Consider the following 15351-nt stretch of genomic DNA (forward strand, 5'->3'; position numbering starts at 1 on the left):
TCTGGGTTGATCTTTTCGTCGGGGTCAGCGCGTCGCGATGACGAAAGAGCTTTGGGGGCGCGAGTCCGCGACGCGCGGGTCGGGACTGCGCCCGAACTCGGCGAGGGCCTGCGCGCTCGGGGTGTTCTGCACGGCGAAACCCCGCTCGGCGAGCCAACCGGGCACGTCGATCCGCGACTGCTCCTGGAAGACGAGGTCTTCCAGGCTCAAATCCAGATCGGGGGCGATCTTCGACCAGAGTTGTCGCTGCAGCTGCTGGCGCTCCTTGGACACGGGCGAGTCGGGCCAGTTCTCCACCGCGACCCGGCTGCCAGGGGCGGAGAGCGAGTCGATTCGCTCGAAAAGGAGCCGTTCCGCGTCGGCGGGCAGGTAGGGCAGCAGGCCCTCGGCGAGCCATGCGACGGGTTTCGTCGGGTCCAGCCCGGCGGCGACCAGCGCTTCCGGCCAGTCGTCGCGCAGGTCGATCGGCACGGCGACGCGCTGGGCGGTGGGCTCGACGTCCTCCAACGCCTGCGCTTTGAACGCGAGCACTTGGGGCTGGTCGAGCTCGAAGACCGCCATGCCGCCCGGCCATGGCAGCCGGTAGGCGCGCGAGTCCAGGCCGGAGGCGAGGATCACCGCCTGATACACGCCCGCCTTCGCGGCTTTGAGGAAGAAACGGTCGAACACCGTGGTGCGGACGGCCTGGTACGAGACCATGTGCTCGGCGTAGGCCTGGATGAGCGGATCGTCCCCCGCGTCGATCTCGCCGTCGAGGGCTCGGATGAAGAACGGCACGCCTGAGGCGCGCACGAGAGCTTCGGCGTGCGGATCGTCGATCAACCCGTCCGGCCTCGCGGTCTCTTGAGCGCGGGCCGCCGCGACCATGACGGCGGTGACGCCGACGGATTCGGCGATGGACCAGGTGTCGTTGTCGGTTCTGGGCATGGTGCTCCTATGGCTGAAGGCGCGCGGCCACCAGTGTGGTCGTGCTGAACGGCGTGGCGGGGACAGGCTGCCCCGGCACAGGGGCTTCGACCGGGCAGCCGAGCTGCGCCATGTGCTCGGCGAGGGGAACGCCTTCGGCGGCCCAGCCCTTGGCCGCGAACCATTGGACCGGGTCGGGGCGCGGATCGTTGTAGATGAGGTCGGCGAAATCCTCGTGCGAGCCTGCGCCGCCCCTCGCGGGGCCTGGCTCGAAAGCGCGCATGCTCTGGACCATCGCGTCGGCTTCGATCGGCTGCATATGCTCGATCCCAGCCCAGCTGCCTGGGGCGGACAGCGCGACCACTCGCTCGAAGAGCAGCGTCTCGGCTTCCGGCGGCAGGTACATGAGCAGCCCCTCGATGAGCCATGCCGTCGGCTTCGCCGGGTCGAACCCCGAGGCGGTCAGCGCTGCCGGCCAGTCGTGGCGCAGGTCGATGGGCACGGTGACCCTGCCGGTCGCGGGCTTCGCGCCGATCTCGGAGAGCGTGCGAGCTTTGTATTCGAGCACCTGGGGCTGGTCGAGCTCGAAGACCCGGCTGCCGTTCGGGTAGGCGAGGCGGTAGGCGCGCGAGTCCAGGCCCGAGGCGAGGATGACGAACTGCAGCACCCCCGCCGCCGCTGCTCGGGCGAAGACCTCGTCGAAGTATTTCGTCCGCGCCCCTTGGAACCGCTGGAAATGCTCGCCGAACCAGCCCTGCCCGAGCACGTCGTAAATCGGCCCTTCGCCGCGCAGGGCTTGGGCCCATTCCCCGCCCGCCGCCTTCGCCAGCGGCTCGGCGAACTGGTCCGTGGCGAGCCGGTCCGCTTTGCGCGCCTCGAAGGCCCGCGCGCTCGCCACGAACAGCGCGGTGGCTCCGACGGACTCGGTGATCGACCAGGTGTCGTCGTCAGTTCGCGGCATCGCTGCTCTCCGCCGTGGGCTGCGTGGCGTGTATGTACTGGATCCGGGGGGCGTGTTCTTCCTCGTCGGTCTCGAAGGCCCGGTCCGCCCCTTTGAGTAAGGCCTCGTCCGTGCTGACGCGGGTGAGCCAGCCGCGCGCGGACAACCAATCCGCAGGGTCGTCCCGATCCTCCGCGTAGATGAGGTCTTGCATGTCCAGGTCGAGCCCCTGCGCGGCGAGTTCCTCCCGCGCCTGTTGCCAGAACGGGCGCTCGGCGGCGTAGTTCCCGCCGATGCGGGCGTTCACCCCGACATGGCTGCCGGGGGCCGAGAGCGTCGCGATCCGTTCGAAGAGCAGGTTTTGCGCGGCGGCGGGGAGGTACGCGAGGAGCCCTTCGGCGAGCCAGGCGGTCGGCTTCGCCGGGTCGAAGCCCGCGTCCGCGAGCGCGGCGGGCCAGTCGTCGCGCAGATCGACGGCGATAGGCGTGTAGTCGGCCTTCGGGGTGTGTCCGGCCAGGGTCTGCGTCTTGAACGCGAGCACTTGCGGTTGGTCCAGCTCGTAGACGGCGGAGCCGTCCGGCCAGTCGAGCCGCCAGGCGCGGGAGTCCAGTCCCGCCGCGAGGATGACGAATTGGCGGACGCCGCTGCGCGCCGCTTGGTCGAAGAGGTCGTCGAAGAATCGCGTGCGGACGGCCATGTGGTCGCGTATCCGATCGGCGAACCGGGGCTTGGGCAGGCTCGTGAGGTCGATGTCGCCGTCGAGGGCTTTGGCCCAGAACCCCTCGCCTGCGGCGCGGACGAACTGCTCGGCGAACGGGTCCGACGCGAGCGGCTGCGGCTGGCGCGCCTCCAAGGCTCGGCCCACCGCCACCATGAGCGCGGTGGCCCCGACCGATTCGGTGATCGACCAGCTGTCGTTGTCCGTTCTGGCCATCCGCGCTACCCCTTCGGCTCGTAGTTGTTTAGCCCTATGCAATATACATCGAACGGGCGGCGGGCGCAGAAAGTTCCCTCGGCCTCAGTGGCGCCGGATGACCACGGAGAAAGGCCCGAAGTCGCGGGCGACGAAGCGGTCGGGGGGAAGAGCTTCGAGTCGAACAGCACGTCCTCGCGGACGACGTTGGGCTGGTTCGGGAAGATGTCGACGGACAGCCGCAGGAGGTATTTGCCCTCTGAGGCGCGGCGGAAGAGGACCACGTCGGGCGCTCGCCACGGCAACGCGTCCCACGCTTTGACCAGCTCGTCGGCAGTGGCGAGCTTCGCCCAGGACTTGATCGCCTCGGAGCGGTCGGCGAAATGCGCGAGCGGATTGGCGTAATGCGGGGTGAGCGCCTGGAAGCCCCAATACGGGTAGATCGCGAGGAAGCCGTAGTCGGCGGTGAGGACTTCGAGGTCGTGCGGTTGTTTTCCGGTGACCTGGCGGATCGTCTGGTCGATGTCCCGGTAGTACCGGCCCTCGTCGGGGGCCTGTCCGTCCCCTCGGCGCCCGTCCCCGTCCGTGTCGGTGTTGGCGACGGTGAACGGCTCCACCATGAGGTTGAGCATGGACTGGGCGTAGGAGACGGCGAGGACGACCGCGAACGCCGCCGTGATGGCGCGCACGTCGAACCGCCGCCCGCCGACGCCTCGGAGCCGGACGGCGAGCACCCGCGCCCCGAGCAGGAACGCCAGCGCGCCCGCCGAGGTCAGGACGGCCAAGAGCGGCACGAGCAGGCGGAACGAGAGCAGGGTGCTGCCTTCGAGGGAACGCAGGAACGACGCGAACGTCACGAGGTACGCGGAGCCCGTCGCGACCCCGAGGGCGTGCGCGATGTGGTTGCGGCGGAACCAGCCCACGATCCAGAGCGTCCCGGCCAGGCACGCCGCCCCGGAGATCAGCGTCCACGTCATCGGCAGCGCCAGAGTCGCCCCGTTGCGCATCATGAACCGAGGGGCCATGTCGGTGGCGGGCGGGCGGCGCAGCGCCGCGTAGAGCCACGGCCCCCAGCTGACGAGCGCGATGGGGATGGAGACCGCGGCCATGCCGACCAGACGTGTGTACGCGGGCCTGCCGACGCTTCGGCCCGCGGAGACGGCGAGGAGGAAGACCGTGAGGGCCGCGTACCCGGCGTAGAGGGTGTAGGTGAGCGCGGCGAGGCCGAGGTACACGCCGACCCCCCAGACCCCGCGTCCGCCGCGCTTGAGCGCCCGGTAGGCGAGGACGAGGACAGCGGGCAGAGGGAGGGCGAGGACGGCTCCGTAGGGTTCGGGGGCTCCGTGCACGATGATCACGGCGGTCTCGACCAGCGCGACGACCAGCGCCCGGTCTCTGCGCAGCACCTTCGACCAGAGCAGGTAGGTCCCCACGGCGGCGACCGCGATGCTCAGGATCGAATAGGGCTTGTACGCGGCCCAGCCCGGCCACCCCGCGAGGTGGGCGAGCCGCCCGCCGATCCAGAACCACGCGGGCGGGTAGTACGGCGGCATGTCCGGATAGGTCATGTCCGCGAGCGCGGGCGAGTCCGCGAACCTGGTCAGGTACGAGGTGCGGAACTGCGGGTCGATGGTGATCCCGAAGAGGAACAGCCGGGTGGAGCCGAGCGGCAGCGTGAGCGTCGCGGCGGCGAACCCCGAAATCGACAGCCACGCCAGCGGCTCGCCCCAACGCTTCCCGCTCCGCAGCCGCAGCGCGGCCCACAGGGCCAGGGCGAGGCAGACCAGCTGGCCCGCCGTCGTCGCCGCGTACGGCACATACGAGTTGTTGTACGAGGGCCAGCGGATCGCGGCGACGGCCTTGAAGCCGACGAGGCTGACGAGCGCGGCCACCGCGAGCCCGAGCAGGGGCTCGACGGTCCGAAGCCTGGCGAGACTCACACGGGGAGTTTACGGAAGACGGCGCGGGGCAGGTGCCGGAACACGCTCATGACAAGGCGGAACGCGAAGGGGACCCAGACGATCTCCTTGCCCGCGCGCATCCCCGCGACCGCCGCCTTCGCGACGTCCTGCGGGTCCACGGTCAGCGGAGCGGGGGGATGCCCGGCGCTGAGCTTGGTGCGGACCTGGCCGGGGCGCACGACGGTGACTTTGCCGCCGTGTTCGGCCAGCGCCTCGCCGAGCCCGAGGTAGAAGCCGTCGAACCCTGCCTTCGAGGAGCCGTAGACGAAGTTCGCCCGGCGCACCCGCTCGCCCGCGACCGAGGAGAGGGCGATGATCCGCCCGTGCCCCTGGCGCTTGATCTGCTCGCCGAGCAGCACGCCGACCGACAAGGAGGCGGTGTAGTTGACCTGGGCGAGCTCGACCGCTTTGGCCTGGTCCTGCCAATTCTCCTCCGCGTCGCCGAGCACGGCGAACGCGACGACGCTCACGTCGACGTCGCCCGCCTCGAAGGCGGCCCCGATGGTCTTGGGATGGCTCGCGAAATCGGTCGCCTCGAAGTCGACGGCGCGGACTTTCGCCCCTTTGCCTTCGAGCCGCTTTGCCGCCGCGTCGCGGGCCGGGCCGGGCCGGGCCGCGAGCGTCACGGCGAGCGAGCCGGACGCGAGCAGCTCCTCGGCGATGGCGAGCGCGATCTCAGAGGCGCCGCCGAGCAGCAGCAAGGATTTGGGAACGCCGACAGCGTTGATCATTTACACAAGCTCCAATCTTCTGCCAAGGTCGGACGTGAACACGCCGTCCGGGTCGACGGATCTGCGGATGTCGATCCACTCGCCGATCCTTGGGTACATGGCGTGGAAGGTTTCCGGGGCGACGCGGGAGTCCTTCGCGGTGTACACGCGCCCGCCGAACTTCAGGATCCGCGCGTCCAGCCCGCTGAGGAACTCGTGCAGGCCGGGTTTGATCGGGAAGTCCACGCAGATGTTCCAGCCCGAGATCGGGAACGAGAGCGGGGCCTGGTTCCCCGGCCCGAAAAGCTTGAACACGTTCAGGAACGAGACGTGCCCGGAAGCCTGGATGTCCACAATGATCCGCTTGAACTCCTCGACCGCCTCTGGCGGGACGATGAACTGGTACTGCAAGAACCCCGCCGAGCCGTATGCGCGGTTCCACTCCCCGATCATGTCGAGCGGGTGGTAGAACTGCGTCAAGTTCTGGATCTTGCCCCGGTAGGTCTTGCCCAGCTTGTACCAGACGGCGGTCAACGAGCCGAAGGTGAACTTGTTGGCCAGGCCGTTCGGGAACACGTCCGGCGCGGTGAAGAACTGCGGCGCGTCGAATTTCAACGGGTTCTTCTGCAGCTCCACCGGCAGCTGGTCGATCGTGGCGAGCGAGCCCCGCGAGACGACCGACCGCCCAAGCTTCGGCGGCGCGGAGAGCGCGTCGAACCACGCGGAAGAGTAGGTGTAGTTCGACTCGGAGCCGTCGCTGTGCAGCGCGACGGTCTCCTCCAGCGAAGCGGGGACGTCCCCGTCCGCGATGAAATAGGCGGTCTCGGTGGGCGTCATCTCGATCTTGGCCCGCAGGATCACGCCGGTCAGGCCGCAACCGCCCACCGTCGCCCAGAACAAGGCCGAGTCCGGGCCGTCCGGGGCGATGGTCCGGACCTCGCCGCTGGCGAGCAAAAGATCGATCGAGCGGACGTGGTTGCCGAAGCTCCCCGCGCTGTGGTGGTTCTTGCCGTGGATGTCGCTGCCGATGGCCCCGCCGACCGTCACCTGCCGGGTGCCGGGCAGGACCGGCACCCACAGCCCGAGCGGCAGGCCGACCTTCATCAGCAGATCGAGGCTCACCCCCGCGTCGACGTCCGCGATCCGCGTCTCGGCGCTGATCGAATGCACCTTGCTCAACCGCGTCATATCGAGCACCACGCCGCCCGCGTTGAGCGCGTGGTCCCCGTAAGAGCGCCCCAGGCCCCTGGCGAGGACCCCTCGCCGCTTCGACGGCGCGACATCGGCGTTGTGCCGCGCGACCGCCGTCACCGCGTCGACCGCCTGCTGCGGGTCGAGAACCGACAGGACCTCTGCTTTCGTGGCCGCCGTGCGCGCCCAGCCAGTGAGCAGCTTCGGCGTGGTCTCAAGGCCGAGAGGAGTAGACATCGGCTAGAGGCTACTACACCGGGCCAGAGCGAAGGGAACGCCTTATCGCGACGGAACCGTCGTACGAGGACGGCGTGGCGCTGCGCCGTTGCTGCTTTCCGCTCGGGGCGCGTCGGCTGCCGTTCGACGAGATTCGGGACGTGGCATTCCCGCCCCGGTTCCGGACCGGCCGGATCCGGGGTTCGGCGACCGCATCCATTGGGCCCCGCCTGACGGCAAGACGCCGAGGCAGAAATCGGCAGTGCTCATAGCGCCGAAGAAGAGCATGAAACCGGTGATCACGCCAGACGGCCCGGAGCGCGTGTTCGAGCCCATCGAGGAGCGGATCCCGACCGGGCAGGAGCCGCTATGAAAGCTGTTCGCCAAATCCCGCGTCATCCGCTATAGTCGAACGTCGCACTGGCCCCGGTAGCCCAACGGTAGAGGCGACGGACTCAAAACCCGTACAGTGTGGGTTCGAATCCCACCTGGGGCACTTTCTGCGGCGACTTTTTGCGTTGGTTTTTTGCGCTGGTCATGGATGCTTGACGGGAGTAAATCCGGACGTGTTCGCCGCCGCGCGCCCTTCAGGGCGGTTTTTTCTGGACCCGGGTCCGACCCTTCCCGATTTCGTTCGTACGTATCCGCTAAGCGTGTGGGCGGCGCCGTCGTGATCACGCCAGCGTCATGGAGCGATATTGCTCCGGCGCGGCAGAACGCGTACAACGGATCCCTGCGGGCCTGACTCGGCGCCGCCTGCTCGCCGAGGACTCGGCCGGGGCCTACTTCCGGGGCGGCGCGCTCTCCCCGGAGGGCCGTGAGACGGTGATCCTTGGGATCGGGGCGGGCCGACATGAGCGAGGCTATCTCGAATACGGGGTATGCATTCGGGGCGACTAGATCAGGGCGGCGGCTGTCCTCGGAGCTGTTTGGCGCTAGCTCGCTGCCGGTTCCATTGTGACGGTACGGCGCAGGATTTCCCATGGTCAGCGGCGAGTGAGAGATTTTTCTGTTACTTAAATCATGCTCTTAGGCACTCGATGTCCTACGTGATGGCATCATCGCTCTGCGATATGACCCATATCTGGGGTATGCCATAGCGCGGACACTGCGGAACGGTGGCCGGGGCCGCGTCGCATTGGAAAGCGTCGGGAATTCTGGACATGGAGTCTGTTGGACCGATAAGACAATCAATCGGGAAGGGGCTGCTGAAAGTGCGGCGGATGCGGTTCCGATTCGGCGGGGTCCGACTCGATGAAACGCCATTTCATGCAGGGCAACATCGTTGTGAGCCACTTCGTCCGCCTCCTCTCCGGGGTCATCCCGTCGGGCGAGGAGGTGGTGATCCGTTCGGCCCTGCGGGATCTGGGCGGGATCGCCGACCTTCTGTTGAAGAAAAGGGTCGTCGGCCTGGTCGGCCAAGAGTTGATGCACAGCGGCGAGCACGATCGGTTACCGCTTGCTCGCGGAGAAGGGCTACATCGGCTCCAAGCTGGCCGTATGGTTCCACCTCATGGTCACCCCGCGCGCCGAGAAGATCGAGCAGCGCGTTCCGGGGCTGGTCATGCTGGCGGTGTCGGCGGCTATCGAGCATTACACCGCGGTGCTCGCCCAGCAGGTTGTTGGGCGACGAGAAGGTGGGCCATCCCCGACGACCCGGAAGTGTGGAGCTTCTTGGGCTGGCACGCTTACGAGGAGCTGGAGCACAAGTCGGTGGTGTTCGACCTCTACCGCGCGTCCGGCGGGCTGGAATGGCTGCGCGTCGGGGTCTTCCTGCCGATGTCTTTCGGGACGGTTCCCGGGGCGGCGGCGGGGGTGCTGCTGTCGGTGCTGACCGATCCGGGCGGATGGAACCCGAGCGGGTGGAAGCCGAGGCGGGTGCTCCGGCAAATCGTCGAGCTGTACCGGAGCCCGCTGGTGAAGGGGACGATGAGAGACCTCGGCGGGTGTCTGCGCCCGAGTTTCCATCCCGACGACATCGACACGACCGAGCTGCTGGGCGGCTGGACGGACAAGCTGTTCGGGGCGCGGGGCGCCCTGGCCGACCGGGCTTTGTGACGCGCCGCCGCCCGGAGGCGGCTGAGGCCTCGGCTTAGGAGGCGTTCGGCGCGGCGGCTGCCGCCTCTTGCCGCGCGGCCGGGGCGGGCAAGGGTCGGAAGATGTAGTCGTCGAGGACGAGGTTCTTGCTCGCCCTGCGGTGTTCGAGCGCGCCGGTGGGCCGGAACGTCATGAAGTCGCCGTGCGAGTTCACGTAGTACGTGCGGCCGGGGTTGAACTCGGTGAAGTACCGCTGGAAGTTCCGGTTGTTGCGGCGGATCCGCTCGAAGTACCGCCGGTTCGCCTCCGGGGCGACCTCGATGGACTGCGCCCCTCGCGCCTGGACCGCGCGGATGGCGTTGATCGCGAAGTCGGTGTTCGCGGCGGCCACGGTGTGCAAGCTGGTGATGCTGAACCCGTACGGGCCCATTTGGATCCAGCGGTTCGGCAGGCCGGGCACCATGACGCCCTGGTATGCCTGCAACGGGTTGTTGGCGTAGAACTCGCCGAGGTCGAAGCCGTCCCTGCCGACCACCGCGCCTTTCCGGTACGTCTCCGGGTCGGAGAACAGCTCGTAGCCGGTGGCGAGCACGATCGCGTCCACCTCGCGCTCGACCCCGTCGGCGGTGCGCACGCTGGACGCGGTGATCCGCTCGATGGGAGTGGTGACCAGCTCGACGTTGTCGCGGTTGAAGACCTTGAGGTACTCGTTGGACAGCGCGGGGCGTTTGTGGCCGAACCCGTAGTCGGGGATGAGCTTCTTCGCGAGTTCGGGGTCGTTGACCTCGTGGCGCACCCACCAGGCGTTGAACCGGCGCATCGCGGCGATCATGCTCTTTGCCCCCAGTGCGAACAGGCTGGCGGGCATGTGGATCGCGAGCCGGAGGAAGATCTCCACCCCGATGAGCGTCATCGCGTCGAAGGCCGCGCCGACGCCGGGGAGCTTGAGGAAGGCGCGGTGCGCGCGGCTGGTCGCGAAGTCGGGTTTGGGGGCGATCCACGCCGGGGTGCGCTGGTACACGTCGAGGCGCTCGACCTGCGGGGCGATGCTGGAAATGATCTGCACGGCGCTGGACCCGGTGCCCACGACGGCGACGCGCTTGCCGGCCAGGTCGTAATCCCAGTCCCAGCCCAGCGGACGCAGCACCTTGCCTTTGAAGTCGCGCCAGCCGGCGATGCCCGGATCCTCCTTCGGGTTGACGAACCAGCCGAGCGCGGAGATGACGAACTGGGCGCGGATGACCTCGCCGTCGTGCGTGCGCACCTCCCAGTGGCCGGACTCCTCGTTCCAGCGCTCCTCGACCACTTCGAGTCCGAAGCGGGCGTGCGGGGTCAGGCGGAACTCTTCGGCGACTTTCTGGTGGTAGCTCAGGATGTCGTCGCGGAATGGGTAGAAACGGGCCCAGTCCGGATTGCGGCGGAAGGGGAATTGGAACGCGAGGCCGGGGACGTCGATCGCGAGACCGGGGTAGTTGTTGGAGATCCAGGTGCCTCCGAAGTCGCTGTTGCGGTCGATGATGACGAAATCCTCGATGCCCGCTGCTTTCAGTTTGACTCCGGCGGTGATGCCGCCGGGGCCCGCGCCGATGATGACGACGGTGTACACGCGGGGGGTGTCGGTCACGGGGCTGCCTCCTGCGGGGCTCGTATACGTGATAGTAGTCTGCGTCGAGAGCTTCGCTACAAGGAAACTACGAGTGCTTGATACCAAGAGTATACGGTACTTCTAGTCCGTCATTATTGGGCTGGCCCCGCGCTCCGGCGGGAAGGCGCGATCGCCCTGCCCGCGCCGGACGAGGCCGGGTTCTTCCCCGCGCGATATCCGGGCTGAGGTCTTACCATCGAGGAATGATGAGTCGGAAAGCCGACATCAAGCGCCCGAACCATGCGGATGTCGTGGTCAAACGGCGGTGTTCGGACACCGAATGGGCGAACTGGCTCGTGCGCGCCAAGTGCCGGTGCGACCTCACCCAGCAGAAAATCGCCGAGCTCACCGGCATCAGCCTGTACCGCCAGCGCAGATGGGTCGAGGACGGCGACCTGCCAAGCCTGGAAGAGATCCGGCTAATGGCCGAGATCACCGGCTCGGAGTACGGCGACCTCTTGCTTTTGTGCGGCTACATCACGGCGCAGGACGTCGCGCGGCTGGTCCGGCGTGTGAGCCTTCCGGGCGTCCCGAGCGAGGATCTCGTCGCCGAATACCTCCGCAGGGTGAAGGGGGGCGCCGCGCCATCGCCCGAATGGGGAGCCGCGCCCGCCCTCCCGGGCGGCGAGCCGGAGATCCGCGTCGACCATCGCGAGCTCGCCGCCGTGCGGGTGGAAGGCGGCGAGCTGTCGCTGTGCGCCGAAAACGCGGACGGCCACGACCCCCTCGTGCTGTCTAAACTCGTCTCGGACGACGGAGCCCGGACCGAGGTCTGGTTCACCAGGCGGACAGGGCAGGAAGCGCTGGGTCTGTTCAAGGAGGGGCTGCGGATCGTCGGCGGCTGGGTCGAGAGTCGGGAAGCCTGGGCGACGTACGGCACGCAGCGCATCCGCCTGGGGACTTGCACGGCGTTCAGCCGAACGCTGATGATCTACGTCGAGTTCAGCCCTGACTCCGAGCCCCGGATCATCTCCGCGTCCTCGTCGTCGCGGTCCCCGAGCAGCTGCGTGGAGTTCACCCAGCCCGCGCTCGCCGAATACGTCGTGCGGCTTCGCGAGGGGCTTTCCCTGCTCCGGCGCTGGAGCTGACCGAGCCGCTCCCCGTTGCGCAGGACGGCGCGCTAGGCGGCAGATTTATATTTTTGAGTAAAGAAAATGAGTTTGCATAAGTCTGTGCCATGCGAACGTCGGCGTCCGAGTTCCATGAGCCGATGGCCGGGGGCGGAATTGCAAGTGTCGACGCCGTCTGCGCCATCCCGTACAGTGGGGGTTTGCACAGTGTGGATCTGTATTCGATCGGCGACGGAGTCAAAACTGCGGTCCGGCTGGTTCGATTTCGAGAGAGGCGAAGACATTGGGAGAGGGAGTTCAGGCCCGAAGCGGGGCGTTGCGGGTCTTAGTCGCGGAGGACGAGGCGCTCATCCGTCTCGACCTTGTCGAGATGCTCAAAGAAGAAGGTTATGCCGTGGTCGGCGAGGCTGCGGACGGGCAGTCGGCGGTCGATCTCGCCGTCTCGCTGCGCCCGGACCTGGTCTTGATGGACGTGAAGATGCCGGTGCGCGACGGCATCGACGCCGCGAGCGAGATCGCGAAGGGCCGCATCGCCCCCGTGGTGATCCTCACCGCGTTCAGCCAGCGGGACATGGTCGAGCGCGCCAGGGAGGCCGGAGCCTTGGCGTATCTGGTCAAGCCGTTCTCCCAGGCGGACCTCGCCCCGGCGATCGAGCTGGCGGTGAGCCGGTTCGAGGAGCTTGTCGCGCTGGAGAAAGAGGTGCTGACCCTCCAAGAGCGCTTCGAAGCCCGCAAAATCGTGGACCAGGCCAAAGGGCTGCTCATGGACACCCACAAGCTCACCGAGGCGCAAGCGTTCAAGTGGTTGCAGCGCTCGGCGATGGACCGCCGCGAAACGATGAAAGCCGTGGCGGAAATGGTGATCGCGACGCTCAGCGAGAAGCGGACGGGCGAAACGGAGCCGCTCGCGCCGCTCGGGGATTCCGGCTCCCGCAAACCCCGCCCGCGCAGGCGCGTCTCCTCGGAGACCCCAGGGCCCTTGGCCGATTAGGGGCAGCGCATAGACTGGCCCGGTGGACTCGCCGAAGCATAAACTTCTCCTGCTCGACGGGCATTCGCTCGCGTTCCGTGCTTTCTACGCTCTGCCGGAGGAGAATTTCCGGACCGCCGAGGGCTTGACGACGAACGCGGTCTACGGCTTCGTCTCGATGCTCATCAACCTGCTCCGCGACGAGGACCCCACGCATGTGGCGGTCGCGTTCGACATCTCCCGCAAGACGTTCCGGTCGCAGATGTACCCGGAGTACAAGGCCACCCGGTCCAAGTCCCCGGAATCCTTCCCCGGACAGGTGGACCTGATCAAAGAGGTGCTCGGCGCGCTCGGGATCGTGTGGGAGGCGCACGAGGGCTACGAGGCGGACGACATCATCGCCACCTACGCCACCCAAGGCCAGCAGCAGGGCTACCAAGTGCTCATCATGACGGGGGACCGGGACGCGCTGCAGCTGGTGACCCCCGACATCACTGTGCTGTACCCGAACCGGGGGGTCTCGGACTTGATCCGCTACACCCCCGAGCAGGTGGAGGAGAAATACGGGCTCAGCCCGGCGCAATACCCGGATTTCGCCGCGTTGCGCGGCGACCCGAGCGACAATCTGCCGAAGATCCCCGGCGTGGGCGAGAAGACCGCGTCGAGCTGGGTGAAGTCCTACCACTCCCTCGCCGAGCTGCTCGAGCGCGCCGACGAGGTCACAGGGAAGACCGGGCAGGCGCTGCGCGACCATCTCGACCAGGTGCGGCGCAACCGCCAGCTCACCGAGCTGGTCCGGGACATGGAGGTGGACCACGCGGTCGCGGACCTCACGCGCCAGCAGTGGGACCGGGACCAGGTCCACGCGCTCTTCGACCGGCTGGAGTTCCGGGTGCTGCGCGACCGGCTGTTCGCGACGCTGGGCGCGGTGGAGCCGGAGGCGGAAGAAAGCGTCGAGGTGGCCGGCGAGTTGCTCGCCCCTGGGGCGGTCGGCGCGTGGCTCGCCGAACACGCACGGGACGGGGAGCGCTGCGGCGTGGCCGTGCACGGCGCGCAAGTCCCCTCCGGGGGAGGCGGCACGCCGCTCAAAGACGGTGGCGGCGCGTGGCTCGTCGCGATCGCGGGCGCGGACGGGCATGGCGCGGCGATCCGCACCGAGACGATGACCCCGGAGGACGTGCGGGCGCTGGACGGCTGGCTCGCCGACCCCGCCGTGCCCAAGGCGTTCCACGAGGCGAAATGGGCCACGCACGCGTTGCGGGGCGGCGGTTTCGCCGAGATCGCGGGCGTCACAACGGACACCGGCCTCGCCGCGTACATCGCCCGGCCCGGACAGCGCTCCTTCAACCTCCCCGACCTCGCGCTGCGGTATCTGCGCCGCCAGCTCGGCCCAGAGGACGGCGGGGAGAAGCAGCTCTCCCTGCTCGACGACTCAACGGGCGAGGACAAGGAGGCCGACGACTCGATCACGGAGGCCGCCGCCATCCGCGAGCTGGGCGGCGCTCTGGACGACGTGCTGGACAAGGCGGGCTCCGCCGACCTGCTGCGCACGATGGAGCTGCCGCTCACCTTCGTCCTTGCCAGGATGGAGGAAGCCGGGATCGCGGTGGACCAGGACGGCCTGGCGGGCCTGCACGCGGACTTCGCCGCCCGAGTGAAGCAGGCCGCAGAATCCGCGTACTCGGTGATCGGGAAAGAGATCAACCTCGGCTCGCCCAAGCAGCTGCAGGTGGTGCTCTTCGACGAGCTCGGCATGCCCAAGACGAAGAAGACCAAGACCGGGCACACCACGGACGCGGACGCGTTGCAGTGGCTCTTCGAGAAGACCGAGCACCCGTTCCTGCTGTACCTGCTCGAACACCGGGACGCGACCAGGCTCATGACCACGGCGCAGGGCTTGATCAAGGCGATCGGCCCGGACGGGCGGATCCACACCACCTTCCGCCAGGACGTGGCGGCCACCGGCAGGCTGTCCTCGACGGACCCGAACCTGCAGAACATCCCGGTGCGCACCGACGAGGCGCGGCGGATCCGGGGCGTCTTCGTGGTCGGCGAGGGGCACGAGGCGCTGATGACCGCGGACTACTCGCAGATCGAGATGCGCATCATGGCGCACCTCTCCGGGGACGATGGGCTCATCGAGGCGTTCCGCACCGGCGAGGACTTGCACAACTTCGTCGCCTCGCGCGCGTTCGGCGTGCCGATCGACGAGGTGGGCGCCGAGCTGCGCAGGCGGGTGAAGGCGATGAGCTACGGCCTCGCCTACGGCCTGTCCGCGTTCGGCCTCGCGTCGCAGCTCGGCGTCTCGGGGGAAGAGGCGAAAGCCCAGATGGACGCGTACTTCGCCCGGTTCGGCGGGGTCCGCGACTACCTGCACGCGGTGGTCGAGGAGGCGCGGCGCAAGGGGTACACCGAGACGCTGTTCGGGCGCAGGCGCTACTTGCCGGACCTCACCAGCGACAACCAGCAGCAGCGCGCCGTCGCGGAGCGGGCCGCGCTCAACGCCCCGATCCAGGGCAGCGCGGCGGACATCATCAAGGTCGCGATGATCCATGTGGCAGAAGCGCTGGCCGAACGCGAGATGCGCTCGCGGATGTTGCTGCAAGTCCACGACGAGTTGGTGCTCGAAGTCGCGGACGGCGAGCGCGAAGAGCTGGCCGCGCTCGTGTCCGAGCAGATGGGCTCGGCTATCGAGCTGCTGGTCCCGATGGACGTCTCCGTCGGTTTCGGGGCGAACTGGGACGCTGCCGCGCACTGAGCGCCCGGTCCGCCGCATGGAACGAATTGGGGCT

General features: G+C 68.1%; 13 protein-coding genes and 1 tRNA gene. 7 read left to right on the forward strand and 7 right to left on the reverse strand.

All coding sequences use genetic code 11. The features are described 5' to 3' along the window. Nucleotides 1-24 precede the first annotated feature (24 nt). From HMPREF9336_RS01685 to dprE1, 6 genes are read right to left on the reverse strand one after another with little or no spacing between them, the layout of a single operon-like run. A complete protein-coding gene (locus HMPREF9336_RS01685; RefSeq protein WP_007471969.1) occupies nucleotides 25-927 on the reverse strand; it encodes an SAM-dependent methyltransferase in 903 nt (300 codons plus the stop codon). A 7-nt stretch (nucleotides 928-934) separates the two neighbouring features. Continuing rightward, complete coding sequence (locus HMPREF9336_RS01690; RefSeq protein WP_007471967.1) at nucleotides 935-1867, reverse strand: SAM-dependent methyltransferase; 933 nt, start codon at nucleotides 1865-1867, stop codon at nucleotides 935-937. Next, nucleotides 1854-2780, reverse strand: coding sequence for an SAM-dependent methyltransferase (locus HMPREF9336_RS01695; protein ID WP_007471965.1), 927 nt, complete (start codon nucleotides 2778-2780; stop codon nucleotides 1854-1856). Before HMPREF9336_RS01695 ends, HMPREF9336_RS01690 begins: the two co-directional genes overlap by 14 nt. Before the next feature lie 5 nt (nucleotides 2781-2785). Further along, on the reverse strand, nucleotides 2786-4699 hold the full coding sequence (locus HMPREF9336_RS01700) for an arabinofuranosyltransferase (RefSeq protein WP_021029921.1): 1914 nt from the start codon (nucleotides 4697-4699) through the stop codon (nucleotides 2786-2788). Next, the gene (dprE2, locus tag HMPREF9336_RS01705; protein WP_007471962.1) at nucleotides 4696-5451 is read right to left on the reverse strand and encodes a decaprenylphospho-beta-D-erythro-pentofuranosid-2-ulose 2-reductase; all 756 of its coding nucleotides are present in this window, start codon (nucleotides 5449-5451) and stop codon (nucleotides 4696-4698) included. The genes HMPREF9336_RS01700 and dprE2 overlap by 4 nt, the downstream gene beginning before the upstream one ends. Then, entirely contained in the window at nucleotides 5452-6858 is a 1407-nt protein-coding gene (gene dprE1 / locus HMPREF9336_RS01710) for a decaprenylphosphoryl-beta-D-ribose oxidase (RefSeq protein ID WP_007471960.1), read from the reverse strand. It lies immediately after the preceding gene. A gap of 88 nt (nucleotides 6859-6946) precedes the next feature. Here dprE1 and HMPREF9336_RS18220 point away from each other — a divergent pair, with 88 nt between their 5' ends. The 4 genes from HMPREF9336_RS18220 (at nucleotide 6947) to HMPREF9336_RS01720 (ending at nucleotide 8895) form a co-directional block, all read left to right on the forward strand. Next, the gene (locus HMPREF9336_RS18220) at nucleotides 6947-7210 is read left to right on the forward strand and encodes a hypothetical protein (RefSeq protein ID WP_007471958.1); all 264 of its coding nucleotides are present in this window, start codon (nucleotides 6947-6949) and stop codon (nucleotides 7208-7210) included. Nucleotides 7211-7260: 50 nt separating this feature from the next. Then, a tRNA-Leu gene (locus tag HMPREF9336_RS01715) sits at nucleotides 7261-7333 on the forward strand. Nucleotides 7334-7524: 191 nt separating this feature from the next. Then, entirely contained in the window at nucleotides 7525-7737 is a 213-nt protein-coding gene (locus tag HMPREF9336_RS18225; protein WP_007471957.1) for a hypothetical protein, read from the forward strand. 369 nt (nucleotides 7738-8106) lie between these two features. Then, the gene (locus HMPREF9336_RS01720) at nucleotides 8107-8895 is read left to right on the forward strand and encodes a metal-dependent hydrolase (protein ID WP_244431628.1); all 789 of its coding nucleotides are present in this window, start codon (nucleotides 8107-8109) and stop codon (nucleotides 8893-8895) included. Nucleotides 8896-8929: 34 nt separating this feature from the next. Here HMPREF9336_RS01720 and HMPREF9336_RS01725 read toward each other — a convergent pair whose 3' ends face one another. Next, nucleotides 8930-10498: a flavin-containing monooxygenase gene (locus HMPREF9336_RS01725; RefSeq protein ID WP_007471953.1), complete on the reverse strand. Its 1569-nt coding sequence runs from the start codon at nucleotides 10496-10498 to the stop codon at nucleotides 8930-8932. 224 nt (nucleotides 10499-10722) lie between these two features. On the opposite strand from HMPREF9336_RS01725, the gene HMPREF9336_RS01730 reads away from it, so the two are divergent. The 3 genes from HMPREF9336_RS01730 (at nucleotide 10723) to polA (ending at nucleotide 15317) form a co-directional block, all read left to right on the forward strand. After that, nucleotides 10723-11607: a helix-turn-helix domain-containing protein gene (locus HMPREF9336_RS01730; RefSeq protein ID WP_007471950.1), complete on the forward strand. Its 885-nt coding sequence runs from the start codon at nucleotides 10723-10725 to the stop codon at nucleotides 11605-11607. A gap of 265 nt (nucleotides 11608-11872) precedes the next feature. Continuing rightward, nucleotides 11873-12580: an ANTAR domain-containing response regulator gene (locus HMPREF9336_RS01735; protein WP_021029924.1), complete on the forward strand. Its 708-nt coding sequence runs from the start codon at nucleotides 11873-11875 to the stop codon at nucleotides 12578-12580. A gap of 22 nt (nucleotides 12581-12602) precedes the next feature. Beyond that, on the forward strand, nucleotides 12603-15317 hold the full coding sequence (gene polA, locus HMPREF9336_RS01740; protein ID WP_007471946.1) for a DNA polymerase I: 2715 nt from the start codon (nucleotides 12603-12605) through the stop codon (nucleotides 15315-15317). Nucleotides 15318-15351 lie beyond the last annotated feature (34 nt).

Origin of the sequence: Segniliparus rugosus ATCC BAA-974 (assembly GCF_000185725.2) — a bacterium.
GTDB lineage: Bacteria > Actinomycetota > Actinomycetes > Mycobacteriales > Mycobacteriaceae > Segniliparus > Segniliparus rugosus.

Bases quoted from the DNA above. Each gene is read 5' to 3' on its own strand.
- HMPREF9336_RS01685 (WP_007471969.1), bottom strand. From the start codon at position 927: ATGCCCAGAACCGACAACGACACCTGGTCCATCGCCGAATCCGTCGGC.
- HMPREF9336_RS01690 (WP_007471967.1), bottom strand. From the start codon at position 1,867: ATGCCGCGAACTGACGACGACACCTGGTCGATCACCGAGTCCGTCGGA.
- HMPREF9336_RS01695 (WP_007471965.1), bottom strand. From the start codon at position 2,780: ATGGCCAGAACGGACAACGACAGCTGGTCGATCACCGAATCGGTCGGG.
- dprE2 (WP_007471962.1), bottom strand. From the start codon at position 5,451: ATGATCAACGCTGTCGGCGTTCCCAAATCCTTGCTGCTGCTCGGCGGC.
- dprE1 (WP_007471960.1), bottom strand. From the start codon at position 6,858: ATGTCTACTCCTCTCGGCCTTGAGACCACGCCGAAGCTGCTCACTGGC.
- HMPREF9336_RS18225 (WP_007471957.1), top strand. From the start codon at position 7,525: ATGGAGCGATATTGCTCCGGCGCGGCAGAACGCGTACAACGGATCCCT.
- HMPREF9336_RS01720 (WP_244431628.1), top strand. From the start codon at position 8,107: ATGCAGGGCAACATCGTTGTGAGCCACTTCGTCCGCCTCCTCTCCGGG.
- HMPREF9336_RS01730 (WP_007471950.1), top strand. From the start codon at position 10,723: ATGATGAGTCGGAAAGCCGACATCAAGCGCCCGAACCATGCGGATGTC.